The sequence below is a fragment of the Streptomyces sp. NPDC002133 genome (assembly GCF_040296405.1).
Taxonomy (GTDB): Bacteria; Actinomycetota; Actinomycetes; order Streptomycetales; family Streptomycetaceae; genus Streptomyces.
This window is the reverse complement of sequence record NZ_JBEOXF010000107.1, coordinates 1-14,574: the sequence shown is the minus strand read 5'-3', so window position 1 is coordinate 14,574 and position 14,574 is coordinate 1. Positions and strand designations below refer to the sequence as shown.

Sequence of the window (14,574 nt, the reverse complement as noted above, 5' to 3'; positions counted from 1 at the left end):
CCCGGGCCCCGCCCACCCGGTGGGGTCGGAGCGGGGCGGGGGCCGCCGGCTCCGGCGGTGGCGTGGGGGCGAAGGCGGGGGCCGCCGGCTCCGGCGGTGGCGTGGGGGCGAAGGCGGGGGCGGGGGCCGGAAACGTGGGGCCAGGCCCTCGGGCCCCTGGGCGTGGTCCGTATCGGCCGGTAGGCCGGAGTGTCCGTCCTCCCTCCGACGCCGGACCCGCTCGGTGTGTGCCCGGTACCGTCCGTGGACGCGAAGGGCGGTGGCAGCCACCATGGCCTCATGGCTCACGACACTGCTCGTACGCCCCCGTCCCCGCCCCTACCCCCCTCCGCCGGCATCGTCGTCATCGGCGCCGGCGTCATCGGCGCGAGCATCGCCTTCCACCTCGCCGAGGCCGGGGTCCGCGGCATACTCGTCCTGGAGCGGGACACACCCGCGTCCGGGTCGTCGGGCAAGCCGATCGGCGGTGTGCGCGCGCAGTTCTCCGATCCGCTCAACATCCGTCTGGGGCAGCGCAGCCTGGCCGCCTGGCGGGACTTCGCCGCGCGGCCCGGCGCGGACGTGGGGCTGGAGACCGTCGGCTATCTCTTCCTCCTCGACAGCGACGAGGACGCCGACGCGTTCCGCGAGGCCGCGGCCGTACAGCGGGAGCTGGGCGTGGAGAGCCGCGTCATCGGCCCTGACGAGGCGCACCAGCTGTGCCCGTACGTCGAACCGCGCGCGATCGTGGCCGCCGCCCACTCCCCCTGCGACGGGTACGCCCTGCCGAAGGCCGCCGTCCTCGGCTATCTGCGGGCGGCGCGCCGCCTGGGCGTGACCGTGCGCACGCGGTGCGCGGTCACCGGCATCGACGCCGACGACGGCACACTGCAGGCCGTGCACACCTCGGCAGGCACGGTCCGCACGCGCACCGTCGTCTGCGCGGCCGGTGCCTGGTCGGGCGCGATCGGCGCGATGGCCGGCGTACGTCTCCCGGTCACCCCGCTGCGCCGCCAGATCGCCCTCACGGGCCCGATCGTCCCTCATCCGCCCCGCATCCCCTTCACCCTCGACTTCGCATCGACGCTGTACTTCCACAACGACACGGCCGACGGACTCGTCCTCGGCCTGTCCGACACCCGCCAGGAACCGGGCTTCGGACGGGACTTCGGCGAGGAGTGGCTCGAGCCGTTCCGGGAGGCCGCCGCACACAGCGCCCCCGCGCTCGCGGGGCTGCGAGCGATGACCGGCTGGGCGGGGCTGTACGAGATGACGCCCGACCGCAACGCGCTGATCGGGGAGTCGGCGGAGGTCTCCCGTTTCCTGTACGCCACCGGTTTCTCCGGGCACGGCTTCCTCCAGGCACCGGCGGTCGGCGAGATCGTGCGCGATCTGTGGCTGGGGCGGGAGCCGTTCCTCGACGTCGGACCGCTGGCGGCGACGCGTTTCGAGGGCGCCGCCGCGGTACGTCCCGAGGTCCACATCATCTGACGGAGGTTCGCATGGTCCCCACCTGGCAGCTTCGCGCCGCCTTCGCCCGCCGGCTCTCCGCGATGTACGGCAAGGAGGTACCCGCGTACACCACGCTGGTCGAGGTGGCGGGACAGGTCAACGACGACGTGCTCCGGACGGGCGGCGAGAGCGCCCAGCGGCTCGGCAGCATCGAGCGGGTCACGGCGGAGCGGCACGGCGCGATCCGGGTCGGCACGCCGGGCGAACTGCGTCAGGCTGCGCAGATCTTCGCCGCGCTCGGCATGGAGCCCGTCGGTTTCTACGATCTGAGGGACGCGACGACGAGCGCCGTACCGGTCGTCTCCACCGCCTTCCGGCCGGTCCTGCCCGAAGAACTGGACCGCAATCCGTTCCGCGTCTTCACCTCGATGCTGACTCCGGCCGACCGCCGCTTCTTCGACGCCGGCCTGGAAAAGCGCCTCGCGGCATTCCTCGAAGGTCGCGAACTGTTCCCGCCGGAGCTGCTGGATCTGGCGGCGCGGGCCGAGCGGGAGGCGGGCCTGCCCCAGGAGCGGGCCGAGCGGTTCCTCACGCTCGCGGTCGGCGCCTTCGAGCTGTCCCCGCAACCGGTGGAGCGCGCCTGGTACGCCGAGCTGGAGAAGGTCTCCGCGGTCGCCGCCGACATCGGCGGTGTGACCAGCACCCACATCAACCACCTCACCCCCCGCGTGCTGGACATCGACGAGCTGTACCGGCGCATGGAGGAGCGGGGCATCACGATGATCGACCGGATCCAGGGGCCGCCGCGCTGGGAGGGCCCCGACGTGCTGCTGCGCCAGACGTCGTTCCGGGCACTGGCCGAGCCGCGGACCTTCCGGGAGGCCGACGGCGGCGTCACCACCGGTTCCCTGCGGGTGCGCTTCGGCGAGGTGGAGGCGCGTGGCATCGCACTCAGCCGCGAGGGCCGGGCCGTGTACGACCGGCTCGTCGACGGACCCGTCGAGGAGTGGGCCGCGCACTTCCCGCGCACCGAGCGCCAACTGGCCGTGGAGGGGCTGGGGTTCTTCACGTACGAGGCGGTCACGGACCGTCCCCGCGACGGGCGGCGTGCGCCCGACGATCTCGCCGGCCTGCTCGACGGCGGCTGGCTGACGGCCCGTCCCCTCGTCTACGAGGACTTCCTGCCGCGCTCGGCGGCCGGGATCTTCCAGTCGAACCTCACCGATCCGGGTGCCCGGGACTCCGCCCAGGCGGGCGCCCATTACGACGAGCACTGGATGTCGGGGGCGATCGGTCGCACGGTGCACGACCCGTTCGACCTCTACGCCGCACAGCAGGACGACTCGCTGTCCAGGGCCCGACGGGCCCTGGCCGCGGCGTGACACCGCAGCGGGTTCGCGGCATCCATCGCGGCATGAATCGCAGCGCCAATCGCAGCAGGAATCGAGGAGAACGACGCATGACCACCACCGCACTGCCCGACACCGACGCACTGCGGGCGCGGGCCGATGAGGCCCTGCGCCGCTGCGGTGCCCAGCCGCCGACCGGCGGCCAGGGCGTCACCGCCCGTACGCCGCTGACCGGCGGCACACTGTTCACCCTGCCCGCCACCACCGGGGACGGCGCCGATGTGGTGATCGCGGCCGCCGACACGGCCTTCCGGGAGTGGCGCACCGTCCCGGCGCCGCGCCGGGGCGCCCTGGTCAAACGGCTCGGTGAGCTGCTCACCGCGCACAAGGCGGATCTCGCCGAGCTGGTCACCATCGAGGCCGGGAAGATCCATTCCGAGGCGCTCGGCGAAGTGCAGGAGATGATCGACGTCTGCGAGTTCGCGGTCGGTCTCTCGCGGCAGCTGTACGGCCGCACGATGGCGTCCGAGCGGCCCGGCCACCGGCTCTCCGAGAGCTGGCATCCGCTCGGCGTGGTCGGGGTGATCTCCGCGTTCAATTTCCCGGTGGCGGTCTGGTCCTGGAACACGGCGATCGCGCTCGTCTGCGGCGACCCCGTGGTGTGGAAGCCGTCCGAACTGACCCCGCTCACCGCTCTGGCCTGCGACGCGCTGCTCGGCCGCGCGGCGGCGGACAGCGGCGCGCCCGCGGGCGTGCACGGGCTGCTGCTCGGTGGCCGGGAGTGCGGCGAGCGGCTGGTCGACGACCCGCGGGTGGCGCTCGTCAGCGCCACCGGGTCCGTGCGGATGGGGCGGGAGGTGGGGCCGCGCGTGGCGGCCCGCTTCGGTCGCTGTCTGCTGGAGCTGGGCGGCAACAACGCGGCGGTCGTCACCCCGTCCGCCGATCTCGACCTGTCGGTGCGCGGCATCGTCTTCTCGGCGGCGGGAACGGCGGGACAGCGCTGCACCACCCTGCGCCGGCTCATCGTCCACGAGGACATCGCCGACGAGCTGGTGGCAAGGATCGTCCACGCGTACGGCCGGCTGCCGATCGGGGATCCCTTCCGCGCGGACACGCTGGTCGGCCCGCTGATCTCGACGGCGGCGTACGACGTGATGACCAAGGCCCTCGAAGCGGCGCAGGCCGACGGCGGCAAGGTGCTGACGGGCGGCGACCGGAGGCTGCGGGACGCGGCTCCGGATGCCGCGTACGTCGGCCCGGCGGTGGTCCGCATGCCCGGGCAGACGGCGATCGTCCGCGAGGAGACCTTCGCGCCGATCCTCTACGTCCTCACGTACCGCACGCTGGACGAGGCGATCGAGCTGCACAACGGTGTTCCGCAGGGGCTGTCCTCGTCGATCTTCACGCAGAGCCAGCGCGAGGCCGAGCGGTTCCTGGCCGCGGACGGCTCCGACTGCGGGATCGCGAACGTCAACATCGGCACCTCGGGCGCCGAGATCGGCGGCGCGTTCGGCGGCGAGAAGGAGACGGGCGGCGGCCGTGAGTCGGGCTCGGACGCGTGGCGCGCGTACATGCGCCGGGCGACGAACACGGTGAACCACTCCGCCGATCTGCCGCTCGCGCAGGGGGTGAACTTCCTCTGACGCACCGGCCGAGGCGCCGGGGAAGATCCCTGACCTCTCCTCGGTTGGTAGAAGCGTGAATAACTTCGGGGCGCGGGACGTCGACGTGGTCGTCATCGGCGCCGGACAGGCGGGCCTGTCCGGCGCCTATCATCTGCGGCGCGTGGGGCTGCGCCCGGACGTGGACTTCGTGGTCCTGGACCATGCGCCGCGGCCGGGCGGCGCCTGGCAGTTCCGCTGGCCGTCGCTCACGTACGGCAAAGTCCACGGCATGCACGCGCTGCCCGGCATGGAGCTGACGGGCGCCGACGACAGCCGTCCGTCGTCCGAGGTGATCGGCGACTACTTCACGCGCTACGAGCGCGCCTTCGATCTGCGAGTGCACCGGCCCGTGGATGTGCGCGCCGTGCGCGAGGGCGAGGGCGGCCGGCTGCTGGTGGAGACGTCGGAGGGCACGTACGCGACGCGGGCCCTCATCAACGCCACCGGCACCTGGGACCGGCCCTTCCTGCCCCGCTACCCGGGACAGGAGACCTTCCTCGGGCGCCAGCTGCACACGGCGCAGTACCCGGGGCCCGAGGCGTTCGCCGGCCTCCGCGTGGTGGTGGTCGGTGGTGGGGCATCGGGGACCCAGCACCTGATGGAGATCGCCAAGGCCGCGGCGGAGACCACGTGGGTCACGCGGCGCCCGCCGGTGTTCCGGGAGGACACCTTCGGCGAGGACCAGGGCCGGGCCGCCGTCGCCATGGTCGAGGAACGCGTTCGCCGCGGGCTTCCTCCGCTCAGCGTGGTGTCGGTGACGGGGCTGCCACTGAACGACGCGATACGGCGTGCCCGTGCCGAGGGCGTCCTGGACCGGCTGCCGATGTTCGACCGGATCACGCCGACCGGAGTGACCTGGGACGACGGCCGGACGGTCGACGCGGACGTCATCCTCTGGGCCACGGGCTTCCGCGCGGCGATCGACCATCTCGCGCCGCTCAGACTCCGCGAGCCCGGCGGCGGCATCGCACTGGAGGGCACCCGGGCCGTACGGGACCCACGCATCCACCTCGTCGGCTACGGCCCGTCGGCCTCGACGATCGGCGCCAACCGCGCGGGCCGCGCCGCCGTTCGGGAGATCCAGCGCCTCCTGGGCAACAACCCCTCGGGCCAGGACCCCACGCTCGTGGCCGCGCCCGTCTGAGGAGCTCGGGCCCGCACGGCACTACGGGCCGGGGCCGAGCGGGACGGGGACAGGGGCGGGCGCGGACGGGAGCGGGTCACGCCGTGACCACTGCCGGTTCCGCGTCGCGCCGCACGAGCGCCGCATACCGCCCGTCGCGGTCCAGGAGCTCCGCATGGCTGCCGCGCTCCGCGATACGGCCTCCGTCCAGCACGACGATCTCGTCCGCCTCGCGCACCGTCGAGAGCCGGTGGGCGATCGTGATGGTGGTGCGGCCTGCCGACAGGGCGTCGATCGCCTGCTGCACCGCATGTTCCGTACGGGTGTCGAGGGCGCTCGTCGCCTCGTCCAGGATCAGCACCGGCGGGTCCCGCAGAATCGTGCGCGCGATCGCCAGGCGCTGCTTCTCACCGCCCGAGAAGCGGTAGCCGCGCTCGCCGACCAGGGTGTCGTAGCCCTCGGGCAGCGACGCGATGTGGTCATGGATCTGGGCGGCGCGGGCGGCGGCCTGGATCTCCTCGTCGGTGGCGTCGGGCTTGGCGAAACGCAGATTGTCCGCGACGGACGCATGGAAGAGGTACGTCTCCTGGGAGACGACGCCGACGGCCCGGGAGAGGCTGTCGAAGTCCAGGTCACGCACGTCGACGCCGTCGAGCGTGACCCGGCCGCCCGTGACGTCGTACAACCGGGGCACCAGGTAGCTGAGCGTGGACTTGCCGGATCCGGTGGGCCCGACGACGGCCAGGCTGCCGCCCGCCGGGACGGTCAGGTCGATGCCGTGGAGCGTCGGCAGCCCGCCCTTCCCGTCATAGCTGAAGTGGACGTCCTCGAGGCGTACTTCGCCGTGGATCTTCTCCAACCGGACCGGCTTCTCCGGCTCGGTGATGTCCACCGGCAGGTCGAGGTACTCGAAGATGCGCTGGAACAGGGCGAGCGAGGTCTGTACCTGCACTCCGGTGGAGAGCAGGCTCACGGCCGGGCGGAAGAGTCCCTGCTGGAGCGAGACGAAGGCGACGAGCGTGCCGATGGAGATCGCCGGCCCGCCGCGCTGGAGCGTGAGTCCCGCCGCCCAGTACAGAAGCGCGGGCATGGCGGCCATGACCATCCCGATGGTGGACATCCGCCAGCGCCCGGCCATGCTGGAGCGGACCTCGAGGTCGACCAGCCGCTCCGACTCGTCGGCGAACGAGCGCGTGAGCGAGTCGGCGCGGCCCATGGTGCGGCCCAGCAGGATGCCGCTGACCGACAGCGATTCGGTGACCGTGGCGGCCATGGCCGCCATCTGCTTCTGCCGCTGTGTCGTGATCTTCTTGCGCTCACGGCCCACCAGACGGCTTATCCAGACGAACACCGGGAGCAGGAGCAGCGAGACGACGGTGAGCCGCCAGTCCAGCGCGAGCATCGCGGCGATCGTGGCGACGACGGCCGTGAGATTGGAGACCAGGGACGTCGCGGTGGAGGTGACGGTCGCCTGCATGCCGCCGATGTCGTTGGCGATGCGCGACTGGACCTCGCCGGTGCGGGTCCTGGTGAAGAACGCCAGCGGCATGCGCTGCAGCTGGGCGTAGACACCGGTGCGCAGGTCGTGCATGACGCGCTGGCCGACGGTCGTGGAGATGAGGGTCTGCAGCACGCCGAAGACGCTCGTCGTCACGGCGATGAGGATCATGCCGAGGGCGAGCAGCGAGAGCAGGCCCGTGCGGCCCTGCGGGATCGCGGTGTCGAGGATCTCGCGCAGCAGGAACGGAGAGGCGACCGAGACCAGCGACGAGGCGCCGACGAGCAGACCGACGAAAGCGAGCCGGCCTCGGTAGGGACGGAAGAGCCGGAGGATGCGACGCACCTGCGCGGGAGGCGCCGGCCGTGCGGGATCGAGCGGACGGCTGGGAGGGGTCCAGGACGGACCGTCGTCGTGAGGACGCATGGGCTCCTTCTGAGGCAGGACGGACAGACTTCAGGAGCATAGCTCATTGTTACCTATACTCACAATGAACCATGTCCTGATAGTGTTCCCGTATGACCACCCCAGTCCCCGCACCCGACGCCGACGGCCTGTTGGCCGAGCAGTTGCTGCGGCTGACGCGCCGGCTCCACCGCATCCAGAAGCTGCATCTGGAGCCGCTCGGCATCACGCCCGCGCAGTCACGGCTGCTGCGTGTCGTCGCACACTACGACGGGCCGCCGCGGATGGCCGACCTCGCCGACCGCCTGGAGGTCGTGCCGCGCGCCGTGACCACCCTGGTGGACGGACTGGAGGCGAGCGGCGTGGTGCGCCGCGTGCCGGACCCGACCAACCGTCGCGTGGTGCGCGTGGAGCTCACCGAGACCGGCCGCACCACGCTCCGGGAGTTGCGCACCGCGCGCCGCGCGGCGGCGGAGGACATCCTGGCTCCCCTGACGGGGGACCAGCGCGAGGTGCTCGGCGGCCTGCTGACCGCCCTGGTCGACGGAGTCCCTGCGCCCCGGTGCCAGGCCGCGCCGGCGGCCCCTCACGAGAACCGCGCGCCCAGGCCGAGCAGCTGACCCGGAGACCGGCCCAGTCCGCGTGGTAGTTGCCGTTGCCGTCGTCGGCCGCGGTGGAGACGACGGGCGACTGCGAACCGTGCAGCCGGTAGCGTTCCGCCGTCGTGCCGACCGCATGGCGCTGGTCGCGCGGGGTGGTGAGCGAGGAACCGTCCAGCGGGAGCACGCGGTCCGGGGTCGTCGCGGTCCGCTGTGTGCGGCCGTCCGCGGTGTAGAAGGTGAGCGTCACCTTGACGTCGATGATCCCGTGTACGTGTCGTCGACGACGTCGCCGATGAGCATCTCGACCGGCCGAGTCCGGCGCAGGGTGTCGCTGTAGCGGGTGACGTCCTTCTCGACGGACCAGGTGATGCCGTCGGGCGAGGGCTGCGGGGTGGACGTACGGAAGATCTCGACGCCGCCGACGGTGAGATGGCCGAGCCGGTCGTGCTGACGGCCCCTGACGTTGCCGTCGAGCCGCAGCACCACGGCGCTCCAGCGGTCGCCGCACTCCTCCGCGGGCGTGTAACTCCCCTGGTACGGCGTGAAGTCGCGGAACTGCGCCTCGGCAAGAGTGACCGAACAGGATCTGGTGGCCGGCTTGGTCACCGGCGGCGCCGCGGTGAGCGGATCGTGCCAGTCGCTGCCGAACTCGGGGCGGCGTCGGCCCGGCGTCCGGTGGTGTCGCCGCCCCGGCGGGGCTCGCGCCGAGCAGGGATCCGGCCGCCAGGGCGAGTCCCGCGAGCATGGACATGATCTGTTGCGGTCTCATGCGTCGGGAGTGAAGCGCGAGCGGCCGTGCGGCCGCCATGGAGCGTGGCGGCCCGGCTGGTGATCATGGCGGGATCTTTGCCATGGCGCCCGAAAATCGGTTGCTACGGACGACTGCGGAGAGCGATCCTTGCACGTCCGAGCCGACTTTTCCGAACGATCTGGGACGTCATGCAGATTCGCGATCTTCCGTATCCCGATCCCGGTGTGCCGGACACCCGGTCGGGATTCCGGTTTCTCGTCTGGCTCGGGCTGGGGCAGCTCGGTGGCCAGTTCAAGTCTCTCGCCTGGGGCATGCTGCACTTCGTCTCCGTGATGGCCCTTCCCTACGGCGTCGGTTTCGCCGTGCAGGCCGTCGTCGAGCGCTCGGGCTCCCGGCTCGCGCTCGCGGGCGGACTGATCGCCCTGGCGACCGTCGGCATCGCGTTCGGCGACACCATGCTGCACCGTACGGCCGTCACCAACTGGATCACCGCGGCCGCGCGCGTGCAGCAGCTGCTGGCCCGCAGGACCGCCGAGCTGGGCTCCGCGCTCACCCGACGGGTCGCGGCGGGCGAGGTCGTCGCGGTCTCCACGGGCGATGTAGAGAAGATCGGCTGGTTCGTGGAGGCGGTCTCGCGCTTCCTCGCGGCGGCGCTGACGATCGTCGTGGTCGTGGTGGCGCTGCTGTTCTACCAGCCGGCACTCGGTGTCGTGGTCGCGATCGGCGTTCCGGTGCTGGCGCTCGGCGTGCTGCCGCTGCTCCCCCGGGCCACGCGGCTCGCGGACGTCCAGCGGGAGAAGGCCGGCAAGGCCACCGAGCTGGCCTCCGACACGGTCGCGGGGCTGCGGGTGCTGCGCGGCATCGGCGGTGAGGAGCTGTTCCTCCGGCGCTACCGCCGCGCCTCGCAGGAGGTACGGCGGGCGGCAGTCCGCAGCGCACGCATGTGGTCCCTGATCACGGCGCTGCAGGTGCTGCTGCCGGGTCTGCTGCTCATCTTCGTCGTCTGGTACGGGATCGGGCTGGTCGGCGACAGCCGGATCGAGGTCGGTGAACTCGTCACCGTCTACAGCGCGGTGATGCTGCTGACCTATCCGCTCAGGCATTTCGAGGAGATCGCCATGGCGTACTCCTTCTCCCGGCCTTCCGCGCGCCGCGCGGCACGGGTGCTGGCGCTGGAGCGGCCGTCCGGCGGCTCCGGGGACGCGTCCGGCGACGTGCCCGCGGGCGATCTGTACGACCCGGCCAGCGGGCTGCTCGCCCCGGCCGGGGCGCTGACCGCCGTCGTGTGCGGCGATCCGGACGAGGCGGGGCTGCTGGCGGAGCGTCTCGGCGGACATGCGCCGGACGCGGAGGGCCTGCCGTCCGTCCTGCTCGGCGGCGTCGCGCTGGACGAGCGGCCGCGCGATGTCGCGCGCGGCGTGGTCCTGGTGCAGGACAAGGACCCGGTGCTGCTGTCCGGGAGCCTGACCGAGCTTCTCGACGTGCCCGCGTCCGGCGCGGTGTCCGCGGCCGATGCGCTGGCCGCGGCCGAGTGCGGGGACGTGCTGGACGCGCTGGCGCAGGCCGCGCTGGACGGGGACCCGATGGGCGCGCAGATCACCGAGCGCGGCCGCTCGCTCTCGGGCGGGCAGCGGCAACGGCTGGCCCTCGCCAGGTCGCTGGTCGCCGATCCCGATGTACTGGTGCTCGACGAACCGACCTCGGCGGTCGACTCGCACACGGAGGCGCGGATCGCCGAGGGTGTGCGGGCGCTGCGGTCGGGGCGCACGACGGTCGTTTTCACGTCGTCGCCGCTGATGCTCGACCGGGCCGACCGGGTGGTGCTCGTCCGCGAGGGCGAGGTCGCGGCCGTCGGCGTGCACCGCGAGCTGCTGCACAAGGAGCCGCGGTACCGGGAGGTGGTGACCCGGGAGACGGAGGACACCGAGGTGCCTCTCACCGGGCACCTCAGCCCACAGCCGAACGGGCGACGCGACCAGCAACTGACGGACGCCGGAATCGACATCGAGGAGACGGCATGATCGGCGTGGCGCCACCGGCATACGACCCGGCGGCTCCCCGGACGGCGACCACCCTGCCGGTGGGCACGCCGGCGACGGTGCGCGCGTACGTACGCGAGCTGCTGCGGCGGCACCGCCGGGCGTTCGTGCTGCTCGTCGCCGTCAACACGGTCGCCGTCGTGGCCTCGATGGCCGGGCCGTGGCTGCTCGGCTCACTCGTGGAGCGGGCGGCGGACGGGGGGCGCGCGTTCCATCTGGAGCGCACCGTCGCGCTGTTCGCGGTGGCGCTCGTGATCCAGGCCGTGTTCGTACGGCTGGTGCGGCTGCGCGGCGCGATGCTCGGCGAGCGGATGCTGGCGGACCTGCGCGAGGACTTCCTCGTACGGTCCGTCGGGCTGCCGCCCGGCGTGCTGGAGCGGGCCGGTACCGGCGACCTGCTCTCCCGGATCACGACGGACATCGACCGGCTGGCGAACGCGATGCGCGAGGCCGTGCCGCAGCTGACGATCGGTGTCCTCTGGGTCGTGCTGCTGCTCGGCGGGCTGACCGTGACCGCGCCGCCGCTCGCACCGGCCGTGCTGCTGGCTGTCCCGGTGCTGGTGATCGGCTGCCGCTGGTACTTCAAGCGGGCGCCGTCCGCGTACCGTTCGGAGGCCTCGGGGTACGCGGCGGTGGCCGCGGTCCTCGCCGAGACCGTCGACGCGGGGCGGACGGTGGAGGCGCACCGGCTCGGGGCGCGACGGGTGGCGCTGTCGGACCGCAGGATCAAGGAGTGGACGGCGTGGGAGCGGTACACACTGTGGCTGCGGTCCGTGCTGTTCCCGGTCATCAGCGTCACGCACGCGACCGTGCTGGGGTCGGTGCTGATGATCGGCGGCGTCTTCGTGCTGCAGGGCTGGATCGGGATCGGGCAGCTGACCACGGGGGCGCTGATCGCGCAGATGATGGTCGATCCGGTGAACCTGATCCTGCGCTGGTACGACGAGCTCCAGGTGGCCCAGGTGTCGCTGGCGCGGCTCGTCGGCGTACGGGAGATCGAGCCCGACGCGGGTGACGTGCAGGTGCGGCCCGAGGGGCGCGCGGTGCGGGCGGACGAGGTGCACTTCGGGTACCGCGAGGGCGTCGATGTGCTGCACCGGGTGTCGATGGACGTCGCACCCGGCACACGGCTGGCGCTCGTCGGCCCGTCGGGTGCCGGCAAGTCCACGCTGGGCCGGCTGCTGGCGGGGATCTACGCGCCGCGGACGGGCCGGGTCACGCTCGGTGCGGCCGAGCTGTCGCGGATGCCGGCGGAGCGCGTGCGCGAGCATGTGGCGCTGGTCAATCAGGAGCACCACGTCTTCGTGGGCTCCCTGCGCGACAATCTGCTGCTCGCGCGGGCGGACGCGGAGGACGCGGAGCTGTGGGCCGCGCTCGGTGCGGTGGACGCGGACGGGTGGGCGCAGGCGATGGCCGACGGCCTCGACACCGAGGTGGGCTCCGGCGGCCTCTTCCTGACCCCGGCCCAGGCCCAGCAGATCGCCCTGGCCCGCCTGGTCCTCGCCGACCCGCACACCCTGGTCCTGGACGAGGCGACGTCCCTCCTCGACCCACGCGCGGCCCGCCACCTGGAGCGCTCGCTGGCCCGCGTGCTCGACGGCCGCACGGTCGTGGCCATCGCCCACCGGCTGCACACGGCGCACGACGCGGACATGATCGCGGTCGTCGAGAACGGCCGCATCAGCGAACTGGGCAGCCACGCCGAGCTGGTGGCGGCGGACGGGGCGTACGCGGCGCTGTGGCGGTCCTGGCACGGCTAGTCGCCCCGGGGGCTGCCCCCGGGGCCCCGCCCCTCAGTCGCCGGCTCTGTGGGAGAACCAGGCGCGGAGCGGGATGGCGGCCAGCCACCAGAGCTGGGCGACCAGCGGTGAGACGAGGGTGAGTGGGATCGAGGCGCCGAAGACCACCACCATCACCGCGCCCTGCTCGACGGACCGGCGCAGGCTCTTGCGCGCGAGTCCCGGCTCGGCCAGGTCCGGCCGGAAGTACAGCCGCACTGCCATCGCGGTGATCAGGGCCGAGGCGAGGGCGATCGATCCCGCGTAGACCGCTGTGCCCAGTGCGGTGTCCCCGTACTCGCTGATCAGCCGCGTCGGGAACGGCAGTCCGGCGATCACGGCCAGCAGCGCCGGATACAGGTACAGCAGACAGGAGTCGATCCGGGCGACCCGGGAGAACAGGGCGTGCTGCCGGAGCCACAGCACCCCGATGACGACAAAGCTGAGCAGGAACGCGGCCACGTCGGCGAGGGCGTCGTCCAGCGCCCTGCCGAGTTCCGATTCGGCCAGACCGTCCGTCACCTTGATGTCGAGGGCGAGCAGCGTGATCGCGATGGCGAAGACCGCGTCCCCGAAGGCGAGCAGCCGCTCCCGTCCGATGACCGTACCGGCGCCTTCGTCCCCCGCTCGCCTCTCGCTTCGCCCACGGCCGGGACGCCACCGCCGGGTGCCTGCCCCGGCACCCGGCGCTGGGCCGAACGCCGGACAGCGGGCGGGTCGCGCGGCCCTGGACGTATGGGCCGTACTGGGCCGTACTCGGCTGTTCGGCCAACGAAGCGGGGCGCCGTGCCGGGCGTCGCGAGCATCGGACGCTTCGGACCTGTGAAGATGAGGCGTCGTCGAAGGTGATCAACGAGGAGCTCCAGCTCGCGGGGCCGATGTGTCGCCGCCGTGTGCCGCTCACGGAAACGTGCTGTAGGTGATCTCGTGAACTGGTTGACCTCGTTGCCGGCGGTGGTGCTGGTCGTGAGCTGGCTCTTCCTTGCCCTGCTGGTCGCGGCCGTGGCGCGGGTCGGCGTCCGGGCGCTCGTACCGGTGGCGGAACAGGACCGGGTGCCGCAGATCGCCATGCCCCTGATGCCTACGCTCGGCGCCGCCTTCGCGATCTTCGCTGCACTCACACTGGCCAGCGAGGCCGGCTACCTGCGCGCAGCAGAGGGGTTGGTGAGCGACGAGGCGGCCGCCGCCTCACGCCTGGCGTGGGCGGCGACGAGTCCGCACGTCCGGTCGGAGCCGATCCATGCGGCACTGCAGGACTATCTGCAGACCGCGCGTGTCAGGGAGTGGGAGGCTGCGGCAGCGGCGTCCGGTGGCGACGCGGCAACTGCTCACGCGATCGCACGGCTGGAGCGGAGCGTGCGCACCGAGGCTGCCCGGCCCGAGCTGGGAAGCCCGGCGAGCACGGAGCTGCTGGTTTCCCTGGACAGCGTCACCAGCAGTCGTCGCGCCCGCCTCGCGGCCGCCTCGCGCGACCTTCCCACGCTCTACGTCGTCACGCTCGTGGCCACCGGACTGGCCTTGATCGTGAACGCCGGCGCACTGGTCTTCCGCAGCAGCCTGCGAACGTCACTGCTCGTCGGGGGCATTGCGAGTGTCGTCGGGCTGAGCCTGGGGTTGCTCTTCGCACTCAGCGCGCCCTGGAGTGGACCGTTCATCGTGAGCGGGCATCCACTCGACGCCGTCGTCGAGGACCTGAGGTCCGGCTTCTTCGACGGCGGGACGTAGGCAGCGGGCGCGACCGGTGCGCCGACCGTGAAACTCGTTCGCGGCCGGCCGGTGGCCTGTCCCGCAGCCTTGGCCGGAGCCGGGCAACCTGTACTGGACCGGGCCTGGATCCGGCCTAGTGCTGCTCCGCGGAAGTTCGTGGAGGGGTGTTGGGGTCGGTCAGGCGGGGGTGTCGAGGTAGAGGCCACCGGCGCAGTCGAGGCAGTCTT

10 protein-coding genes and 1 pseudogene are annotated in these 14,574 nt (G+C 72.5%); 8 read left to right on the top strand and 3 right to left on the bottom strand.

All coding sequences use genetic code 11. The annotated features are described in order from the left end of the window. Positions 1-279 precede the first annotated feature (279 nt). From ABT078_RS41440 to ABT078_RS41425, 4 genes are all read left to right on the top strand, one after another. On the top strand, positions 280-1,470 hold the full coding sequence (locus tag ABT078_RS41440; RefSeq protein WP_351237457.1) for an NAD(P)/FAD-dependent oxidoreductase: 1,191 nt from the start codon (positions 280-282) through the stop codon (positions 1,468-1,470). 11 nt (positions 1,471-1,481) lie between these two features. Then, entirely contained in the window at positions 1,482-2,813 is a 1,332-nt protein-coding gene (gene hglS, locus ABT078_RS41435; protein ID WP_351237455.1) for a 2-oxoadipate dioxygenase/decarboxylase, read from the top strand. Positions 2,814-2,890: 77 nt separating this feature from the next. After that, positions 2,891-4,423, top strand: a complete 1,533-nt coding sequence (gene amaB / locus ABT078_RS41430) for an L-piperidine-6-carboxylate dehydrogenase (protein ID WP_351237454.1) — start codon at positions 2,891-2,893, stop codon at positions 4,421-4,423. A 55-nt stretch (positions 4,424-4,478) separates the two neighbouring features. Then, entirely contained in the window at positions 4,479-5,588 is a 1,110-nt protein-coding gene (locus tag ABT078_RS41425; RefSeq protein ID WP_351237452.1) for an NAD(P)-binding domain-containing protein, read from the top strand. Positions 5,589-5,664: 76 nt separating this feature from the next. On the opposite strand, the gene ABT078_RS41420 is transcribed toward ABT078_RS41425, so the two are convergent. Next, positions 5,665-7,491 (bottom strand): ABC transporter ATP-binding protein, encoded by a 1,827-nt coding sequence (locus ABT078_RS41420; RefSeq protein WP_351237450.1) that lies wholly within the window; start codon positions 7,489-7,491, stop codon positions 5,665-5,667. Between the two features lie 92 nt (positions 7,492-7,583). On the opposite strand from ABT078_RS41420, the gene ABT078_RS41415 reads away from it, so the two are divergent. Beyond that, entirely contained in the window at positions 7,584-8,090 is a 507-nt protein-coding gene (locus ABT078_RS41415) for a MarR family winged helix-turn-helix transcriptional regulator (protein WP_351237448.1), read from the top strand. Between the two features lie 109 nt (positions 8,091-8,199). Here the strand turns inward: ABT078_RS41415 and ABT078_RS41410 are convergent. Continuing rightward, positions 8,200-8,841 (bottom strand): annotated as a pseudogene (locus ABT078_RS41410) (peptide-N4-asparagine amidase); the annotation flags it as partial. 170 nt (positions 8,842-9,011) lie between these two features. Here ABT078_RS41410 and ABT078_RS41405 point away from each other — a divergent pair. Together ABT078_RS41405 and ABT078_RS41400 are read left to right on the top strand one after the other, a co-directional pair. Further along, positions 9,012-10,844 (top strand): ABC transporter transmembrane domain-containing protein, encoded by a 1,833-nt coding sequence (locus ABT078_RS41405; RefSeq protein WP_351237446.1) that lies wholly within the window; start codon positions 9,012-9,014, stop codon positions 10,842-10,844. Continuing rightward, positions 10,841-12,622 carry an ABC transporter ATP-binding protein gene (locus ABT078_RS41400; RefSeq protein WP_351237444.1) on the top strand — a complete coding sequence of 594 codons (1,782 nt, stop codon included), beginning with the start codon at positions 10,841-10,843 and terminating at the stop codon, positions 12,620-12,622. Before ABT078_RS41405 ends, ABT078_RS41400 begins: the two co-directional genes overlap by 4 nt. 33 nt (positions 12,623-12,655) lie before the next feature. Here ABT078_RS41400 and ABT078_RS41395 read toward each other — a convergent pair whose 3' ends face one another. Further along, the gene (locus ABT078_RS41395) at positions 12,656-13,168 is read right to left on the bottom strand and encodes a TMEM175 family protein (protein WP_502981562.1); all 513 of its coding nucleotides are present in this window, start codon (positions 13,166-13,168) and stop codon (positions 12,656-12,658) included. Positions 13,169-13,567: 399 nt separating this feature from the next. On the opposite strand from ABT078_RS41395, the gene ABT078_RS41390 reads away from it, so the two are divergent. After that, the gene (locus tag ABT078_RS41390; protein ID WP_351237442.1) at positions 13,568-14,365 is read left to right on the top strand and encodes a bestrophin-like domain; all 798 of its coding nucleotides are present in this window, start codon (positions 13,568-13,570) and stop codon (positions 14,363-14,365) included. Positions 14,366-14,574 lie beyond the last annotated feature (209 nt).